Below are 15715 nucleotides of genomic sequence, written 5' to 3'. Positions count from 1 at the left end.
GATCGGGTGAAATCACCCGATCGGCGCGTTCGCGTGGGGCGTGTCGAGGCGGCACAGCTCTTCGCCGGAGAAGGTGCGCGAGCGGGTGAGGAAGCGTTGCTCGGTGCCGTTGTCCAGCGAGAACATGCCGCCCCGGCCCGGCACGACGTCGATGATCAACTGCGTATGGCGCCACACGCCGAACTGCGCGGCGCCGATATAGACCGGCGCGCCGCCGATCTCGCCCAGCAGCACGTCCTGATCGCCGATGATGAACTCGCCCTGCGGGTAGCACATCGGCGAGGAGCCGTCGCAGCAGCCGCCCGACTGGTGGAAGAGGATCGGGCCGTGTTGCGCCCGCAAGGTGGCGATCAGGGCGAGTGCGGCGGGCGTCGCCAAAACGCGCGGGGGATTGTCGTCAGCCATGGCGGCCTCCCGGGGGGCGTGCGAGCCGGCGGAGGCCAAGGCCTGCCTGCTCTCATTCCCTCAACTTATATTAGAGCGTTTTCGAGCGAAGTGGACGCCGGTTCGCGTGAAGAAAACGCGACAAAACAAACAGATAGAGTATTGTCGCGATTCGAAGAAACGCGGAAATGCTCTAAGCGATCGCTTCGGTATACTGCGCGCAGAAAAAAATGCCCGGCACGAAACCGTGCCGGGCAGGGGCCGACAGCCCCCGCCAGTGGGACCGGGGGGAGGGGCGGGGCTGCCGGATTCAGAAGAAGCCGAGCTTCTTGGGTGCGTAGCTGACCAGCAGGTTCTTGGTCTGCTGATAGTGATCGAGCATCATGCGGTGGTTTTCCCGCCCGATGCCGGACTGCTTGTAGCCGCCGAACGCGGCGTGCGCCGGATAGGCGTGGTAGCAGTTGGTCCACACGCGGCCGGCCTGGATCGCCCGACCGAACCGGTAGGCGCGGCTGCCGTCGCGAGTCCACACCCCGGCGCCCAGTCCATAGAGCGTGTCGTTGGCGATGACGAGCGCCTCCTCGTCGTCCTTGAAGGTGGTGACCGAGACCACGGGGCCGAAGATCTCCTCCTGGAAGATCCGCATCTTGTTGTGGCCCTTGAATACGGTCGGCTTGACGTAGAAGCCGCCGGCGAGGTCGCCCGGCAGCTCGTTGCGCTCGCCGCCCGTCAGCACCTGCGCACCCTCCTGTCTGCCGATGTCGAAGTAGCTGAGGATCTTCTGAAGCTGTTCCGATGAGGCCTGGGCCCCGATCATCGTCTCCGGGTCGAGCGGATTGCCCTGCTTGATGGCCTTTACGCGCTCCAGTGCCCGCTCGATGAAGCGGTCGTAGATGCTCTCGTGGATCAGCGCACGGCTGGGGCAGGTGCAGACTTCGCCCTGGTTGAGCGCGAACATGACGAAGCCTTCGATCGCCTTGTCGAAGAAATCATCGTCCTCGGCGGTGACATCCTTGAAGAAGATGTTGGGCGACTTGCCGCCGAGCTCGAGCGTCACAGGGATCAGGTTCTGGCTGGCATACTGCATGATCAGCCGGCCGGTCGTCGTCTCGCCGGTGAAGGCGATCTTGGCGATGCGGCTGCTCGACGCCAGCGGCTTGCCTGCCTCAAGGCCGAAGCCGTTGACGATGTTGAGCACGCCGGGGGGCAGGATGTCGGCGATCAGCTCGGCGAGGACCAGGATCGAGGCCGGCGTCTGCTCCGCCGGCTTGAGCACCACGCAATTGCCGGCGGCGAGGGCCGGAGCGAGCTTCCAAACCGCCATGAGCAGCGGGAAGTTCCAGGGAATGATCTGGCCGACGACGCCGAGTGGCTCGTGGAAATGATAGGCGACCGTATCGTGGTCGATCTCCGAGATGGCGCCCTCCTGCGCCCGGACGGCGCCGGCGAAGTAGCGAAAGTGATCGATGGCGAGGGGCAGATCCGCCGCCGTGGTCTCTCTGATCGGCTTGCCGTTATCCCAGGTCTCGGCCTGGGCCAGCAGCGCCAGGTTGTCCTCCATCACCTGGGCGATGCGGTTCAGCAGCAGGGCCCGCTCGGCCACGCTGGTGCGGCCCCAGGCCTCCTTGGCGGCATGGGCCGCATCGAGTGCGAGGTCGATGTCGGCGGCGTCGGAACGGGCGACTTGGCACAGCACGCGGCCGTCGACGGGGGAGTAGTTGTCGAAGGTGCGGCCATTCACCGGCTCGCTCCAGCGGCCGCCGATGAAGTTGCCGTAGCGCGCTTTGAACGGCGTTGCCGCGGCGCGAATGAATTCGGGCTTGTTCATGGGTTTCCTCCGGAAGACGCCTGGCTTGTGCAGGACATGGCCGGATGATCGGTGCAGCGGGCGCGGCTGTCAGGAGGCATGGCGCCGTTTGCGCGCCTGATGTGTCTCAATCCTGCGACACATCAGGGCCGCAAATGGCGAGCCGTCAGCGGCGGCGGTCGAGGCCGAGGCGGGCGAGCTTGCGGTGCATGGTGGCCCGGCTGACGCCGAGCAGGCGGGCTGCAGCGGCGACGTTACCCCGGGTGCGCGACAGGGCCCGTTGCAGGGCGCCGCGCTCGGCGGCTGCCAGGTCCTCGGCCGGCTCCGCCGCCTCGCCGCGGAGGACGTCGGCCGCCGGCAGCGGGCGCGCCAGCTGCGCGTCGGTGAGCCCGTAGGCGACGCGTGCGGCGCGGCTGGCGCCGACGACCAGGTCCTCCCGGTCGACGGCGAGCAGCCCGCCCGGACCGCAATCGGTATCCTGCCCGAGCACGATCCGCGCGTGGTGGAAGGTCTGGCGGAAATGGCCCGCCTCGATGCGCTGCGCCGCCTCGCGCGTGGCGGCTGCGATCAGCCTCAGCGTGGCGGGGGTTTGATCGGCCCGGCACGTCGACACGTCGAGGGCGGCGACGAGCTTGCCTCGCGCATCCCAAATCGGCGCCACCGTGCAGCTGAGCTCGATGTTGCGGGTGAGGAAATGCTGATCCCGCTGGATGGTGAGCGGCCTGCCTTCGGCAAGGCAGGTGCCGACGCCATTGGTGCCCTCGCTCGCCTCGCTCCACACCATGCCGGTCCACAGGCCCAGCCTGAGGAAGTCGGCATCGTCGCCGGCAACGCCGCGCCGGTCGAGCGGCACGCCGTCTCGATCGGTCAACAGCACGCAGCAGCCGGCCTCGCCCACGGACTGGAACAAGCGGTCGAGCACCGGCTGCGCCAGCCGCGTCAGGCTCTCCGTACGTTCGAAGGCCGTGCCGAACTCACTTTCGCTGAGGCGCCGCGGCGGCCGGGAGTGGTCGGGGTCAAGCCCGTAAGTCCGCAGCGAGCGCGACCAGGAGGCGGCCAATGCTGACTGTGCCGTCGCGGCCCCATCCCTCAGGGCCGTAAAGATTCGATCGGCGTGATGCACCTTGGTCTCGCCCATGCCGGCTCACCCATGTCCCCCGCTCTGCATTCTCGTAAGGCCGTCATGGTTCGGACAGGCATCGATGCACTTGCGACGATCTTCCGCTTCAGGCCGGTGCCGAGTCAATTGCCGGCCCGCGCGTGAGCTCGGGCCAGCCCCTGGCCCGGCGGCACTGTCGCGGGACCTCGGGCTGGCCCGGGGGCGGGCTGTTTCGGGGAGGTAGCTCGAGAATGCGGCTCTTCCGCGCTCTACCGCGATCCCGGGACCGTCGCTGGACGGAGCGGCACTATTTCCGCCGGATGAACGGGCACTCGCTCTGCGACAGCGGGCGTGCAGCCTGTTCGGCGGGGATCGTCGCCACCAGGTCGTAATAGTCCCACGGTTCCTTAGATGCGGTGGGGCTCTTGACCCGGAACAGGTAGAAGTCGCGCATGACGCGGCCGTCCTCGCGCACCCGCCCGTTCTTGGTCATGACGTCGTTGATCGGCAGATCGCGCATCGCCTTCATCACCGCGGCCGAATCCGTCGTTCCCGCGGCCTTCACCGCTTTCAGATAGTGCAGGACGCCGCCGTAGACCCCCGCCGGCACCATGTGCGGCATGGCGTGGTTGCGGGCGAAAAACCGTTTCGAGAAGGCGCGCGCCTCATCGTTCGCGTTCCAGTAGAACGACTCGGTCAGCAGCAGGCCCTGCGCCGCCTCCAGCCCCAGACCGTGCACGTCGGGTAGCAGGGTGAGCAGGCCGACCATCTGCTGCTGGCCGCTGAGCCCGAATTCGCGACCGGCCTTGACCGCATTCTTAGTATCGTCGCCGGCGTTGGCGAGCGCGATGATCTTGGCCTTCGAAGCCTGCGCCTGCAGCACGAAGCTGGAGAAGTCGGCGGTGGGCGCCGGGTGCAGCGATGTGCCGACGACGCTGCCGCCGGCCGCCTTGAGGGCGGCGGTGGCATCGCGCTGAAGCGCGGCCCCGAAAGCGTTGTCCGAGGTGATGAAGTACCACGAATTGCCGCCCTGCCGGGCCAGCGCGCCGGCGGTTCCCGCCGTCAGCGCGTAGGTATCGTAGGTCCAGTGCACGCTGGTGGGCGAGCAGGCCTTGCCGGTGAGGTCGGAGCTGCCGGCGCCGGAGAAGATGACGATCTTGTTGCGCTCGCGCGCCAGTTCCTGCACGGCAAAGGCGACCGACGACACGGCCACGTCGACGATGGCGGTGACGCCGTCCACATCCAGCCATTTGCGGGCGATGGCGGCGCCGACGTCGGCCTTGTTCTGATGGTCGGCGCCGATGATCTCGACCTTGCGGCCGAGGACGGTGCCGCCGAAATCCTCGACCGCCATGCGGGCCGCGTCGACCGAGCTTGGTCCGTCGATCGTGGCATAGGCTCCGGAATGGTCGTTCAGGACGCCGAGCTTGATGGGGCCGTCCTCGGCCCGTCCGGCCGTGGCCAGCCCCAGGCTCATGAGGGCAGCGCAAAGCAACCTGTTCGTTCTCATCCCATCCTCCCCGTCTGTCTTGATTGCGTATTCCGGCAAGTCGCCGGGCGATGCCTGCGGCCGAGCGTGGCCTATTCGTCGCGGCGCTTGATCAGCGCGGCCGAGCGGCCTTCCTGCACGGGCGAGCCGGCCTGGTTGACGATCGTGAAGCCGCGATCGAGGACGCCGCGCCGTCCGTCGCTGGTGGGTTTCTTGCCCATGATGGTCATGCGCACGGTCAGCGTGTCGCCCACGAAGATCGGCGCCAGGAAGCGCCAATCATCGATCGACAGCATCGCTTCGACCGAGCGTTCGAAAATGCCCCAGCGCCCCATCATGCCGGTGACGAGCGCGATGCCGAAGACGCCGCCGACGATGCGGCGCCCGAACGGCGTCGTCCTGGCGAACTCCTCGTCGGAATGGATCGGATGCCAATCGCCCGACAGCATGCAGAACAGCGACAGATCGGTGTCGGTGACTGTCCGGCCCGGACTGACGAATTCTTGTCCGATCTCGAAGTCGTCGAAGAAAAGCGTGTGCATGGCTCAGATCTTTCCCGGTTCCAAGCCGGACGCCTTTGCATCCCAGGCCCGCTCGTTACCCAGCGCGCGCAGCTTATGGCGCTCGATCTCCTGCTTGGCGGCCGAGCGCGGAAACGACGCCACGAATTCGACGTAGCGGGGGACCTTGAAGCGGGCGAGCCGCCGTGCGCAGTGATCGACGATGTCCTGCTCGCTCACCGTCGCGTCGGGCCGGCGGACGACGAAGACCTTGACGTCGTCTTCGCCGAGCGGCGCCGGCACGCCGACCACCGCGGCCTCGGCAACGCCGGCGCAACCCAGCACGGTCGCTTCGACCTCGTAGGCCGAGACGTTCTCGCCGCGGCAGCGCAGCCAGTGTGCGGCGCGGCCAATGAAATGGAGGAACCCATCCGCGTCGAGCTTGCCCAGATCGCCCGTGTGCAGCCACAGATTGGACCAGCATTCGAGCGTGCGCTCCGCGTCGTTGTGGTAGCGGAGCATGAAGGTGTAAGGCACCCGCGGCCGCAGCACGATCTCGCCGACGGCGTCGGCCGCACAGTCCTGATCGAAGCGGTCGACCACCCGGAAGTCGGCCCACCGGCCGGGCTCGCCGTGCGCCTGCGGACGCACGCTGCCAGGCTTGGTGTAGGTGATCAGGACGCCGCCGGCCTCGGAGAGCGAATAGAGGTTGACGAGCGACACGCCGAAGCGGCGCGCGAACGTCGACGGCACGTGCGCCGGCACCTGACCGGTCACGCCAACGCCGGCCCGGACCTGGTGGTCGCGGTCGCTCGCCGTCGCGGGCAACTCGCACAGCAGCGACACCATGGTGCCGACCGGGTCGATGAGCGTGGCGCCGGTCTGCCGGGCCCGCTGCCAGAACCGGGTGCCGCTGAAGCGCCGGTCGAGCGCCGTGGGGATGTCGGTGACCAGCGGCCCCATGATGCCGAGCATGGTGCCGCCCACATGGAACAGAGGCAGGACCGAGTATTGCCGATCGTCGGGCCGCACGTCGAAGGCGTCGCGAAAGCGGTAGCCGGCGGCGAGGAAGGCGAAGTGCGGCAGCACCACGCCTTTCGGGCGGCCCGTCGTTCCGCCGGTGTAGATGATGACGCCCGGATCGCTCGGCGACACCTCGATCGCGGGCAACTGGCCGCCATCCGACAGGAGCTCGGCGAACGGGCCGAAGCCGGCGTCGGACGCGTCGGATGCGACATCGGCGCTGAACCGCGCCGCGGGCAGCGGGACATCGTCGGGCCAGTCGCGGAACCGTCCTGCCGTCTCGCCCTCGGCGACGAGCGCCGCGGGCGCCGCGTCCCTGATCGTGTAGGCCAGGTCGTCGCCGACGAGCGCCGAGTTGAGCGGAGCCCAGACGGCGCCGAGCTTGCTCGCCGCGAACCACACCAGCAGTTGCTCGATCCGGCCGTCCATCAACGTGCAGACTCGGTCGCCGGGACCGACGCCGCGCTGGGCCAGCGCGGCCCCGACGCGATCGGACAGGCGGTCGATCTCGCCCCAGGAGGTGACCGTTCCGGCCACGTCGACGCGTGGCGCGTCGCCGTGCCGGCGCGCCCGTGCCTGCAGCAGCGCGTGCATGGATCCCCAGGGTACCTCGTCGCCGGCGATGCGCATGGGTCCTCCTTGCGTTGGCCGCGTCACAGCTTCTGCACGGCCGATGTGCCGAACAGCCCGGTGGGCTTGATGAGCAGCACGATGATGATCAGCACATAGCTGAGGCTGGGGGCCCACAGCGCCGGCAGAGCCGCCACCCAGAGGCTTTCGCATAGGCCCAGCACGATGCCGCCGACCACCGCTCCCGGCAGGCTGGTCAGCCCACCGACGGCCGCTGCGGCGAAGCCCTTGATCAGCAGCCAGCCGAAGCTGGGATCCACCAGAGTGAGCGGCGCGTAGAGCACGCCCGCGATCGCGCCCAGCGCCCCGCTGAGCGTGATGGAGATGGCGAACACCCGATCGGTGCGGATGCCGCACAGACCGGCGCCGACCTGGTTCTCGGCGAGCGCCCGCATGGCCTTGCCCGATCGCCCGTAGCGGAAATAGGCGGTCAGGGCGATCATCACGATCAGCGCCCCGACGACGATGAGCGCCTGCTGCCCGGTGACGACGACAGGCTCGGTCATGATCGGCCGCATTCGCGCGCTGGGCGGAAAGCCGTAGCTCTCGGAACCCCAGGTGAGCGTCGCGGCGCCGCTCAGAATGTTGGCGACCGCGAGGGTCGCCAACACCTGGATCATGTGCGGGGCCCCGAGGAGGCGCTTGTAAACGGCGGCATAGCTGATCCAGCCGATGGCCGCCGCGACCACGACGGCTGCGGCGAACGCCACCGGGTAGGGCAGGCCGACCGATCGCACTGCGGTGACGCCGATATAGGCGCCGATCAGGATGGTGCTGCCGTGGGCGAAGTTGATGACCCCGGTCGCCTTGAAGACGACGACCAGGCCGAGCGCGACGAGCGCATAGATGCAGCCGCTGACGACGCCCGCGCTAAGCAATTGAGGCAGCATCGACATCAGTGGTTAGTCCTTCACGATGGCCGGACCGGCGGCTTTCTCCGTTCCGGGCCAATACCCCGGCATGGCCGACATCTCCACGCCGTTCCTGATCTCGTAGATGTGGAGGCCGCGCCCGCCCATGTGGTTGTCGGGCGTGAAGGTCACGGGATAGCTCAGCGCGCTCGTCGCCATGTCACGGGTGCGGTCGAGCTCCGCGACCAGCTTCTCGGCCGTTACGTCCTTTCCGACGCGCCGCAGCGCCGCAACGATGACCTCGCCTGCGCCGATGCCGGACGCCACCAGGGGGTTGAACGTCACACCCGGAAACTGCGTCTGAAGGCTGGTCATCAACGGCTTCATCAGCGGGCCGGTGAGCACGTCCCTGGCGAGCATGCCACCGTAGTAGTTCTCCAGTGCACTCGGTTGTAGCGAGGTGTAGATGCTCGAGTCCGTGACTGAGGCAGAGGTGATGATCTTGGCCCGGAAGCCGAGTTCGTCGGCCTGGCGCAGCAGTGTCTGGGCTGGCACCTGGTATAGGAAGGCGATCACCACGTCGGGATTGGCCGCCTTCAGCTTGAGCACCTGGGCACTGGCGTCGGTGCCGCGCGGCTCCATGGTCTCGTCGGCGACCAACTTGAGGCCGTAGGACGCGAGCATGGCCTCGACGCCCTGGCGGCCCTCTTTACCATAGACGTCGGTCTGGCCGATGAAGGCGACGCGGGTCGGCTTGAGCTGGTTCACGGCGAAATTCACCAGGGCGCCGCCCTGGGCATGCACCGAGGTCGCGATGAAGTAGAAGTTAGGCTTCAGGCCGCCCAGGGCCGCAGACGAAGAGGTATGGCCGCCGCTCGAGAAGGAGATGAACGGAATTGGCGTCGTCGGCGCGATGGTGTCTCGCACGGCCACGGCCGCCGACGAGCAGGTGAGGCCGAGCACGGCGAGCACCGATTTCTCCGACGCGAGCTTGGTGGCGACGCCTACGGCCTGCTTGGGCGAGCAGCCATCGTCCTCCGACACCACTTCGAGCTTGCGGCCGAACAGGCCGCCGGCCTGATTGACCTTGTCGAACACGTACTTCACGCCGTTGAGGCTGGGCACGCCGTATTGGGAATAGGCGCCGCTCAGGGCATCGGCGACGGCGATGCGGATCGTCGTATCGGTGACGCCCGGCGCGTTCTGCGCCCGAGCCGGAGTGGAGATGCTGCCGACGGCGACGGCCGCGAGGCCCAGGAGCACCCCTCTCGGTAGATCAATCATGTCTGAACCTCCCTTGGGCTTGATCAGGCGCCTACTTGGGTCGCCATCTTCTTGAGCTCAAACTTCTGGATTTTGCCGAGCGGCGTCATCGGAAAGTCGTCGACGAAGATGAACCGCGCCGGAACCTTGTATTTGGCGATGTTTTCTGTGCAGTACTGCGCCAGCTCCTCGGCGCCGACGCGGACATGGGCGTCGAGCTGGACGAAGGCGACCGGCCGCTCGCCCATGCGTTCGTCGGGGATGCCGACGACGTGGGCCTGGCTGACGGCGGGATGGCGCGCGAGCAACGCTTCGATCTCGACCGGATAGACGTTGAAGCCGCCCACCAGGATCATGTCGGAGCAGCGGCCGGTGATGCGCAGATTGCCGTCGGCATCGATGGTGCCGAGGTCGCCGGTGCGGAACCAGCCATCGGGAAACGGCCGCTTCAGGCCGCTGCTGCCGCCAAAATAGCCGAGCATCAGGTTGATGCCGCGGATGCAGATTTCGCCCTCCTCGGCGGCGACCAGCACGTCCGCGGCCGGATCGACGATACGGATCTCGACGCCGGGCAGCGGGCGCCCCACGGTTTGGGCGACCACGGGTGGCGGATCGCCGATGCGGGTGATCGAAATCACCGCGCAGGTCTCCGACATGCCGTAGCCGCTGACGAGATCCTTGACGCCGAGATCGTGCATGATCGCCTCGGCCAGCGCCGGCGCGCACGGGGCGCCCCCGACGATGCCGCCGCGCAGCGAGCGCGTCCGCTCCGCTGCGAAGGCGGGATGGCCGAGCAGCATCACGAACATGGTGGGCACGCCGTAGATCATCGTGCACCGCTCGGCCTCGATCGTCGCCAGCGCCTCGCCGGCTTCGAAGGTGGGCATCAGCACGAGGCAGGCGTCATGGCTCCACGTGGCGACCAGCGCATTGCAGCAGCCGAACACCGACGGCAGCGGTGCGGCGTAGAGCACCCGGTCGCCGTCGGCGATGCCCATGGCGTCGCCGACGCGCTGCTCGGTCGTCAGGATCGCCCGATGGCTGAGCATGGCGCCCTTGGGCACGCCGGTCGTGCCGCTGGTGAAGATGCAGACGGCCGGGTCGTCCGGGCGCACGGCGGCACGTGCGGCTTCGAGGGCGCTCTCGGGGACCGCATCGGCCCCGGCCAGCAAGTCCGACCAGGTGGTGACGCCGGCATGACGGCTGCCGTCCAGGGAGACGAATCTGACCGCGGCGGCTTGCGGCGCGCCGGCTGCGACCTGCGGCGCGGCTTTCAGCAGCGTCGCGTCCAGATCGGCTTGCAGGAAGGCGCGCTGGTAGACCAGCATCGCCGGCTCCGCCTGACCCAGGATGTTGGCGAGTTCGCTCGATCCGTAACGGGTATGGATCGGCACGAACACGGCGCCGATCATCGCTGTCGCGAGCTCGATGAGGACGAACTCGGGCCCGTTCGGCAACCAGACGCAGACGCGCTCGCCACGGCCGACGCCGGCCGCCATGAGCGCACGGGCGATCCGCCCCGCCTCGTCGGCGAGTGCGCCGGCCGTATGGGCCCGGCCCTGGCAAACCAGGGCCGGGCTACTGCCGCGCGCCTCCAGCCGGGCCGCCAGATCGACGAAGGTCTGCACCGTCAGCCCCCGGGCAGCTTGAAGCGCGGCAGCGTCACCTCGGCGAGGTCTTCGAAGACGACGTCGACGGTATCGCCGATCTTCGCTTCGAGCGCACCAGGCCCCACGATGTTGCTCATCATGATCGGCCCCTCGGCCACTTCGACGAGGGCGATGACGTAGGGCACAGACCCGGCGAAGACCGGGGCTGCCGGGCGATAGACCGTCGTCACCGAATGGATCCGGCCGCGGCCGCTGAGCTCCTGCCACTTGAGGTGGCCGCCGCCGCAGGTGGGGCACATGTGGGCAGGGTAGAAGGTCAGCTCGCCGCAATCCTGGCAGGCCTGCATGATCAGCCGGTGCTCCCGGCAGGCGTCCCAGAACGGCCGCGACAGCGGCGTCGGCTCGGGCGGTATGGTCGGCATCGCGCTGGTCATGGTCAGTCCCTCCCGAGGATGCAGACGGAGTGGTTGGAGGCGACGGCGCTGACCGCGGTCACCAACGCGGTCTGGGCGCCCTCGACCTGGCGCGGCCCGCATTGGTGCCGCAACTGGCGCACGCCTTCGATGAGGTGGAAGATGCCGCCCGGCATGCCCGGATGGGCGTAGGACAGCAGGCCGCCGTGGGTGTTGGTGGGCAGCGCGCCGCCGAGCTCGATGCGGCCGCCCTCGACGAAGGCACCGCCCTCGCCCTTCTTGCAGAAGCCGAGGTCTTCGAACTGCATCAGGGCGGTGATCGTGAAGCTGTCGTAGATCTCCGCCACGTCGATGTCGGCCGGCGTGATGCCTGCTTCGCCGAAGGCGTCCCGGCCGGCGACCTTCTGCACGGTCGAGGTGAGATTGAACTCGCCCTTGCGCTCGCGGGGCAGGCCGACGCCGCCGGCCAGATGCCCCATGTGATAGTAGGACTGCGCCTGCCCCGTGCCGAGCACGCGGATGGGCCGCTGCTTCAAATCCCGGGCCCGCTCCAGCGTGGTGACGATGACGGCGCCGCCGCCATCCGAGATCAGGCTGCAGTCGAGCAGCTTCAGCGGCGAGGAAATCCGGCGCGAGTTGATCACGTCGTCGATGGTGATCGGCGTCCGCTTCTGGGCTGCCGGATTCAGCGCCGCGTGCTTGCGGCACGCCACCGCGATGGCCGCCAATTGCTCTTCGGTGGTGCCGTACTCGTGCATGTGCCGGGCAGCGACGAGCGCGTAGAAGGAGGGGATATGGCCGCCGAACGGCACTTCGAACTCGAGCGAATGAGCGCCGAGCTCGGTGTAGGCGGTGACGCCATGGCCGGCACCCGGCCCGCTCAGGAGGTTGTCGGCCGAGACCACGAGCACGGCCCGGCAGCGACCCGACTGCACGGCCCACTGCGCCAGCTGCACGGCGTAGCCGAATGCGGCACCGCCCGTGCGCAGGGTATCGCACAAAGTCTTGCAGAACAGGCCGAGGTGCTCGGCGATGACCATGTGGTGGCGGACGTTGTCGTCCACGACGGATGCCGTCGTGAGCAGGCCGTCGATCTCGCTCTTGGCAAGACCTGAGTCCTCGATCGCGCGACGGGCGGCCTCGATGTAGAGTTCCGTCGAATGGGTTCCCGGCAGGTTCCCGACCGCTGTTTCGCCCACGCCGGCGATGGCGACGGCCGAATCCGATCTCAAGCTCATCAATTATCTCTCCGCGTCATGAGGGAGGTCGTCGTCGGACGATCCGAGGTAGGCCCTGTGGACGAAATCGGTCGCCGCGAGCTCGGCCCCGGATCCCGATGCGATGACCGTTCCGTTCTCGAGGACAAAGCCGCGGGCCGCCACCGACAGCGCCTTGGCGACGTTCTGCTCCGCAAGCAGGATGGTGAGGCCGTCGCGCACCAACTCGGCGACGATGTCGTAGACCGCGTCGACGATCACGGGTGCGAGGCCCAGCGAGGGCTCGTCGAGCAGCAGCAGGCGCGGCTTGCCCATCAGCGCGCGGCCGATCGCGAGCATCTGCTGCTCGCCGCCCGAGAGCGTTCCGGCGGTCTGGCCTGTTCGCTCGGCGAGCTTGGGGAAATGCGCGAAGATGCGATCGAGATCGGTGCCGACGTTGCGGTCCCGGCGCAGGAAGGCACCGAGCTCGAGGTTTTCGCGCACGGTCATGCCGGGAAACACCTGCCGGCCTTGCGGCACCTGCACGATGCCGAGGCCGACGAGTCGATCGTTGCCGGCGCCGGTGATGCGGTGCCCGTCGAGACGGATATCGCCGGCGCGAACCGGTAGCAGGCCCGACAGCGCCATCATGATCGTGGTCTTGCCGGCGCCGTTGGCGCCGAGCAGCACCGTGACCTCGTGCTCACGCACCTCGAACGAGACGTCCCTGACGGCGACGGCTGCGCCATGGGAGAGCGTGAGGCCGGACACGCTCAGCATGGCCGGGCCTGCGAAGGTGATGCCTGCGCGCCCAGATAGGCCGTAACCACGGCCGGGTCGGACAGCACCGCAGCGGGAGAGCCGCTGGCGATGACGAGGCCGTGGTGCATCACCGTTGCCTGGTCGCACAGCCGCTTTACCAGGCCGACGTTGTGCTCGACCAGCAAGATGCCGAGGCCGAGCTCGCCGGCGATGCGGCGCAGCAACCGGGCCAGCCGGGCGATGTCGTCGGCTGCAAGTCCTGCGGCGGGCTCGTCGAGGAGCAGCAGGCGGGGGGCGCAGGCCAGCGCTCGGGCCACTTCGAGCAGGCGCTGCTGACCATAGGCAAGACTCTCGGCGGCCCGTGCCTGGAGGCCTGCCAGTCCGACGAGCTCGATCAGCTCGCCGCCGTCGAACAGGCCCGTGCGTCCGCTTCGCGAGGCGACGCGCACGTTGTCGGCAACGCTGAGCCGGCCGAACAGCTGCGGTGTCTGAAAGGTGCGCGCGATACCCTTGCGGGCGGCCGTGACCGGCGTCAGCTGCCCGAGCCGTTCGTCACCCAGCCGCATCTCGCCCGCGCTCAGCGGCTGAAAGCCTGAGATGCAGTTGATCACGGTGCTCTTGCCTGCGCCATTGGGTCCGATCAGGGCGTGGATCTCGCCCTGGCCCAGAGCCAGAGCCAGGTCGCTCACGGCTGCGAGCCCGCCGAAGCGGACGCTGACGCCGCGGATGTCCAAGAGTGGGCTCATCGGCCGGCGTCCGCTGGCCTGGATGCGCGTCGGCGCGAGAAGAGACCGGCGAGCCCGGCCGGAAAGCCCAGGAAAACGACGAGCAGCGCCAGGCCATAGACGATCTCGCGGACGCCGGGCAGATCCATGACCCCGCGCTCGATCAAGGTGAGGACGGCGCCGCCGACAACGGCACCGGCGAGGCTGCCGAAGCCGCCGACGGCGATCGCGGTCAGCTGCTGGAGGGTGACGCCGAGCCCGAAGGAATAGGGGTCGATGAAGCCCACGGCGGCCGCGAACATGGCGCCGGCGAGACCGGCATAGGCGCCCTGGATGGCGAAGGCGATCGTCTTGGCCATGCGCGGGTCGCGGCCGACGCTGGCGAGGGCGATCTCGGAATCGCCCAGCGCCGTCATGGTCCGGCCGAGCGAGCCCGTCTCCATCAAGCGGTAGCCGGCGACGGCGATGGCCGTGAGCGGCAGGAACAGCTCGAACAGCCGCGCCGGCGCGGCGAAGGACACGCCGGCGAAGGCTGGGCGCGGCACGGCCAGCCCGTCGGGGCCGTTGGTGATCGCGTCCGCATGCACGAGGATGAACTGGAACACCTCGCCGAAGCCGAAGGTGATCATGGCCAGGTAGAGGCCGCCGGCGCGCCATGCGACGAGGCTGACCGCCGCCGAGACGGCCATGGTGGCCAGCACGGCCACCGGCAGCGACAGCAGGAACGGCACGCCCAGGCGCATCTGCAGCAACGCGGCGACATAGGCGCCGATGCCGAGCAGCGCGCCGCTGAACAGGGCGAACTGGCGGGTGACGCCGATCACCAGGTTGAGACCGACGGCCAGCAGGATGTTCACCTGGATCAGGTTGAGCGTGTAGAGCTGGTAGTCCGACAGCAGCCGCGGCGCGGCGGCGAACAGCGCCGCCAGCACCGCCAGGGCGACGAGCCACGGCCGATACCGGGCGAGGATGCTTTTGTGCGGCGCGGCCCCAGCCTTGGAAGGGCTCAGCGGCTCAACGACTGACCTCAATGCGTTTCCCCATCGACCCGTTGCGCTTGGTGATTTATGATCCACGAGTCATGGAACCACTATTCATGCAGGGATTTGGCTGTCAAGCCGATCGTGCTATCCGCTGGAGGCGGCTGCGCGGGCGGCACGGACACGAGTGATGGAAGGGTTCAGGCGGATGGCAGCGACGGCGCCGGTCCGGGCAAGACGGATCAAGAAGACCCGAGCCGAGACCTCGGAGGGGATCCGGCGGGCGATCTTCCTTGCCGCGGCGGCCGTCGTCGGCAAATACGGCTATGCCGATGCATCGATCAGCCGCATTACAAGCGTGGCCAAGGTCGCGCACGGCACGTTCTATAATTATTTCGACTCGCGGCAGGATCTGTTTGAGCAATTATTGCCCGCACTCGGCGAAATTCTGCTTCAGCATGTCACCGAAAGTGTCGCTGCCGTGTCGGATCCGGTCGCGCGCGAAGAGGCCCGGCTCAACGCCTGGTTCGAATTCCTCAAGATCCACCCGGAGTTCTACCGAATCCTCAACGAGGGCGAAGTATTCGTTCCCGAAATCTACCGCCAGCACGTCGAGAATTTCGGCGACGGATTCCTGCGCACGCTGCGCCGGGCCAAGGAGCGCGGTGATCTTCGCGATTTCACCGACGACGAGATCGAGCCGATCGCCTACATCCTGCTTGCCGCCCGCTCATACCTGACCTTCCGCTATGCACGGGGCGGCAGCAAGGCGGCCGTGCCCGCGGCTGTCAACAGCGCCTACATGAAGCTGCTGCGGCACGGGCTGTTCGCTGTCGGCGCAGAGACGGGTCCGGTCGAGAAGCAACGACCCAAGAGCCGCGCCCGCAAGGCGGCAAGGACACGGCTGCGGTCGACGTAAGGCGGCACGTTTCATGTGCCGATCGATGCCGAGCGGCGCGAACTGTTCGACATCTGCGTCGTCT

15 protein-coding genes are annotated in these 15715 nt (G+C 68.1%); 1 reads left to right on the top strand and 14 read right to left on the bottom strand.

Translation table 11 applies throughout. From position 1 onward, the window contains the following. Positions 1–12: 12 nt before the first annotated feature. The 14 genes from IEW34_RS26815 to IEW34_RS26750 form a co-directional block, all read right to left on the bottom strand. Entirely contained in the window at positions 13–405 is a 393-nt protein-coding gene (locus IEW34_RS26815) for a DUF779 domain-containing protein (protein WP_188612306.1), read from the bottom strand. 289 nt (positions 406–694) lie between these two features. Then, positions 695–2212, bottom strand: coding sequence for an aldehyde dehydrogenase (gene adh / locus IEW34_RS26810; RefSeq protein WP_188612305.1), 1518 nt, complete (start codon positions 2210–2212; stop codon positions 695–697). A 145-nt stretch (positions 2213–2357) separates the two neighbouring features. Continuing rightward, on the bottom strand, positions 2358–3329 hold the full coding sequence (locus IEW34_RS26805) for a GAF domain-containing protein (protein ID WP_188612304.1): 972 nt from the start codon (positions 3327–3329) through the stop codon (positions 2358–2360). A gap of 268 nt (positions 3330–3597) precedes the next feature. After that, positions 3598–4800 carry an ABC transporter substrate-binding protein gene (locus IEW34_RS26800; RefSeq protein WP_188612303.1) on the bottom strand — a complete coding sequence of 401 codons (1203 nt, stop codon included), beginning with the start codon at positions 4798–4800 and terminating at the stop codon, positions 3598–3600. 71 nt (positions 4801–4871) lie between these two features. Further along, positions 4872–5321, bottom strand: coding sequence for a MaoC/PaaZ C-terminal domain-containing protein (locus tag IEW34_RS26795; RefSeq protein WP_188612302.1), 450 nt, complete (start codon positions 5319–5321; stop codon positions 4872–4874). Between the two features lie 3 nt (positions 5322–5324). Then, positions 5325–6932, bottom strand: coding sequence for an AMP-binding protein (locus IEW34_RS26790; protein WP_188612301.1), 1608 nt, complete (start codon positions 6930–6932; stop codon positions 5325–5327). A gap of 23 nt (positions 6933–6955) precedes the next feature. Next, positions 6956–7828, bottom strand: a complete 873-nt coding sequence (locus IEW34_RS26785; protein WP_188612300.1) for a branched-chain amino acid ABC transporter permease — start codon at positions 7826–7828, stop codon at positions 6956–6958. A 6-nt stretch (positions 7829–7834) separates the two neighbouring features. Further along, positions 7835–9067 (bottom strand): ABC transporter substrate-binding protein, encoded by a 1233-nt coding sequence (locus IEW34_RS26780; protein WP_188612299.1) that lies wholly within the window; start codon positions 9065–9067, stop codon positions 7835–7837. A 23-nt stretch (positions 9068–9090) separates the two neighbouring features. Next, positions 9091–10674 carry a class I adenylate-forming enzyme family protein gene (locus tag IEW34_RS26775; protein WP_188612298.1) on the bottom strand — a complete coding sequence of 528 codons (1584 nt, stop codon included), beginning with the start codon at positions 10672–10674 and terminating at the stop codon, positions 9091–9093. Between the two features lie 2 nt (positions 10675–10676). Then, positions 10677–11090, bottom strand: a complete 414-nt coding sequence (locus IEW34_RS26770; protein ID WP_188612297.1) for a Zn-ribbon domain-containing OB-fold protein — start codon at positions 11088–11090, stop codon at positions 10677–10679. A gap of 2 nt (positions 11091–11092) precedes the next feature. After that, the gene (locus tag IEW34_RS26765; protein ID WP_188612296.1) at positions 11093–12307 is read right to left on the bottom strand and encodes a thiolase C-terminal domain-containing protein; all 1215 of its coding nucleotides are present in this window, start codon (positions 12305–12307) and stop codon (positions 11093–11095) included. 3 nt (positions 12308–12310) lie between these two features. Then, positions 12311–13045 carry an ABC transporter ATP-binding protein gene (locus tag IEW34_RS26760; protein WP_188612295.1) on the bottom strand — a complete coding sequence of 245 codons (735 nt, stop codon included), beginning with the start codon at positions 13043–13045 and terminating at the stop codon, positions 12311–12313. After that, the gene (locus tag IEW34_RS26755) at positions 13039–13773 is read right to left on the bottom strand and encodes an ABC transporter ATP-binding protein (RefSeq protein WP_188612502.1); all 735 of its coding nucleotides are present in this window, start codon (positions 13771–13773) and stop codon (positions 13039–13041) included. Before IEW34_RS26755 ends, IEW34_RS26760 begins: the two co-directional genes overlap by 7 nt. Then, positions 13770–14783 carry a branched-chain amino acid ABC transporter permease gene (locus IEW34_RS26750; RefSeq protein WP_188612294.1) on the bottom strand — a complete coding sequence of 338 codons (1014 nt, stop codon included), beginning with the start codon at positions 14781–14783 and terminating at the stop codon, positions 13770–13772. Before IEW34_RS26750 ends, IEW34_RS26755 begins: the two co-directional genes overlap by 4 nt. A gap of 139 nt (positions 14784–14922) precedes the next feature. Between IEW34_RS26750 and IEW34_RS26745 the strand changes: the two genes are divergently transcribed. Continuing rightward, the gene (locus tag IEW34_RS26745; RefSeq protein ID WP_308424399.1) at positions 14923–15651 is read left to right on the top strand and encodes a TetR/AcrR family transcriptional regulator; all 729 of its coding nucleotides are present in this window, start codon (positions 14923–14925) and stop codon (positions 15649–15651) included. Positions 15652–15715 lie beyond the last annotated feature (64 nt).

Origin of the sequence: Chelatococcus reniformis, assembly GCF_014640075.1 — a bacterium.
GTDB classification, from domain to species: domain Bacteria; phylum Pseudomonadota; class Alphaproteobacteria; order Rhizobiales; family Beijerinckiaceae; genus Camelimonas; species Camelimonas reniformis.
This window is presented reverse-complemented; position numbering and strand designations above follow the sequence as displayed.

Coding starts and splice junctions, on each gene's coding strand:
- IEW34_RS26815 (WP_188612306.1), bottom strand. CDS start 405: ATGGCTGACGACAATCCCCCGCGCGTTTTGGCGACGCCCGCCGCACTC.
- adh (WP_188612305.1), bottom strand. CDS start 2,212: ATGAACAAGCCCGAATTCATTCGCGCCGCGGCAACGCCGTTCAAAGCG.
- IEW34_RS26805 (WP_188612304.1), bottom strand. CDS start 3,329: ATGGGCGAGACCAAGGTGCATCACGCCGATCGAATCTTTACGGCCCTG.
- IEW34_RS26800 (WP_188612303.1), bottom strand. CDS start 4,800: ATGAGAACGAACAGGTTGCTTTGCGCTGCCCTCATGAGCCTGGGGCTG.
- IEW34_RS26795 (WP_188612302.1), bottom strand. CDS start 5,321: ATGCACACGCTTTTCTTCGACGACTTCGAGATCGGACAAGAATTCGTC.
- IEW34_RS26790 (WP_188612301.1), bottom strand. CDS start 6,932: ATGCGCATCGCCGGCGACGAGGTACCCTGGGGATCCATGCACGCGCTG.
- IEW34_RS26785 (WP_188612300.1), bottom strand. CDS start 7,828: ATGTCGATGCTGCCTCAATTGCTTAGCGCGGGCGTCGTCAGCGGCTGC.
- IEW34_RS26780 (WP_188612299.1), bottom strand. CDS start 9,067: ATGATTGATCTACCGAGAGGGGTGCTCCTGGGCCTCGCGGCCGTCGCC.
- IEW34_RS26770 (WP_188612297.1), bottom strand. CDS start 11,090: ATGACCAGCGCGATGCCGACCATACCGCCCGAGCCGACGCCGCTGTCG.
- IEW34_RS26765 (WP_188612296.1), bottom strand. CDS start 12,307: ATGAGCTTGAGATCGGATTCGGCCGTCGCCATCGCCGGCGTGGGCGAA.
- IEW34_RS26760 (WP_188612295.1), bottom strand. CDS start 13,045: ATGCTGAGCGTGTCCGGCCTCACGCTCTCCCATGGCGCAGCCGTCGCC.
- IEW34_RS26755 (WP_188612502.1), bottom strand. CDS start 13,773: ATGAGCCCACTCTTGGACATCCGCGGCGTCAGCGTCCGCTTCGGCGGG.
- IEW34_RS26745 (WP_308424399.1), top strand. CDS start 14,923: ATGGAAGGGTTCAGGCGGATGGCAGCGACGGCGCCGGTCCGGGCAAGA.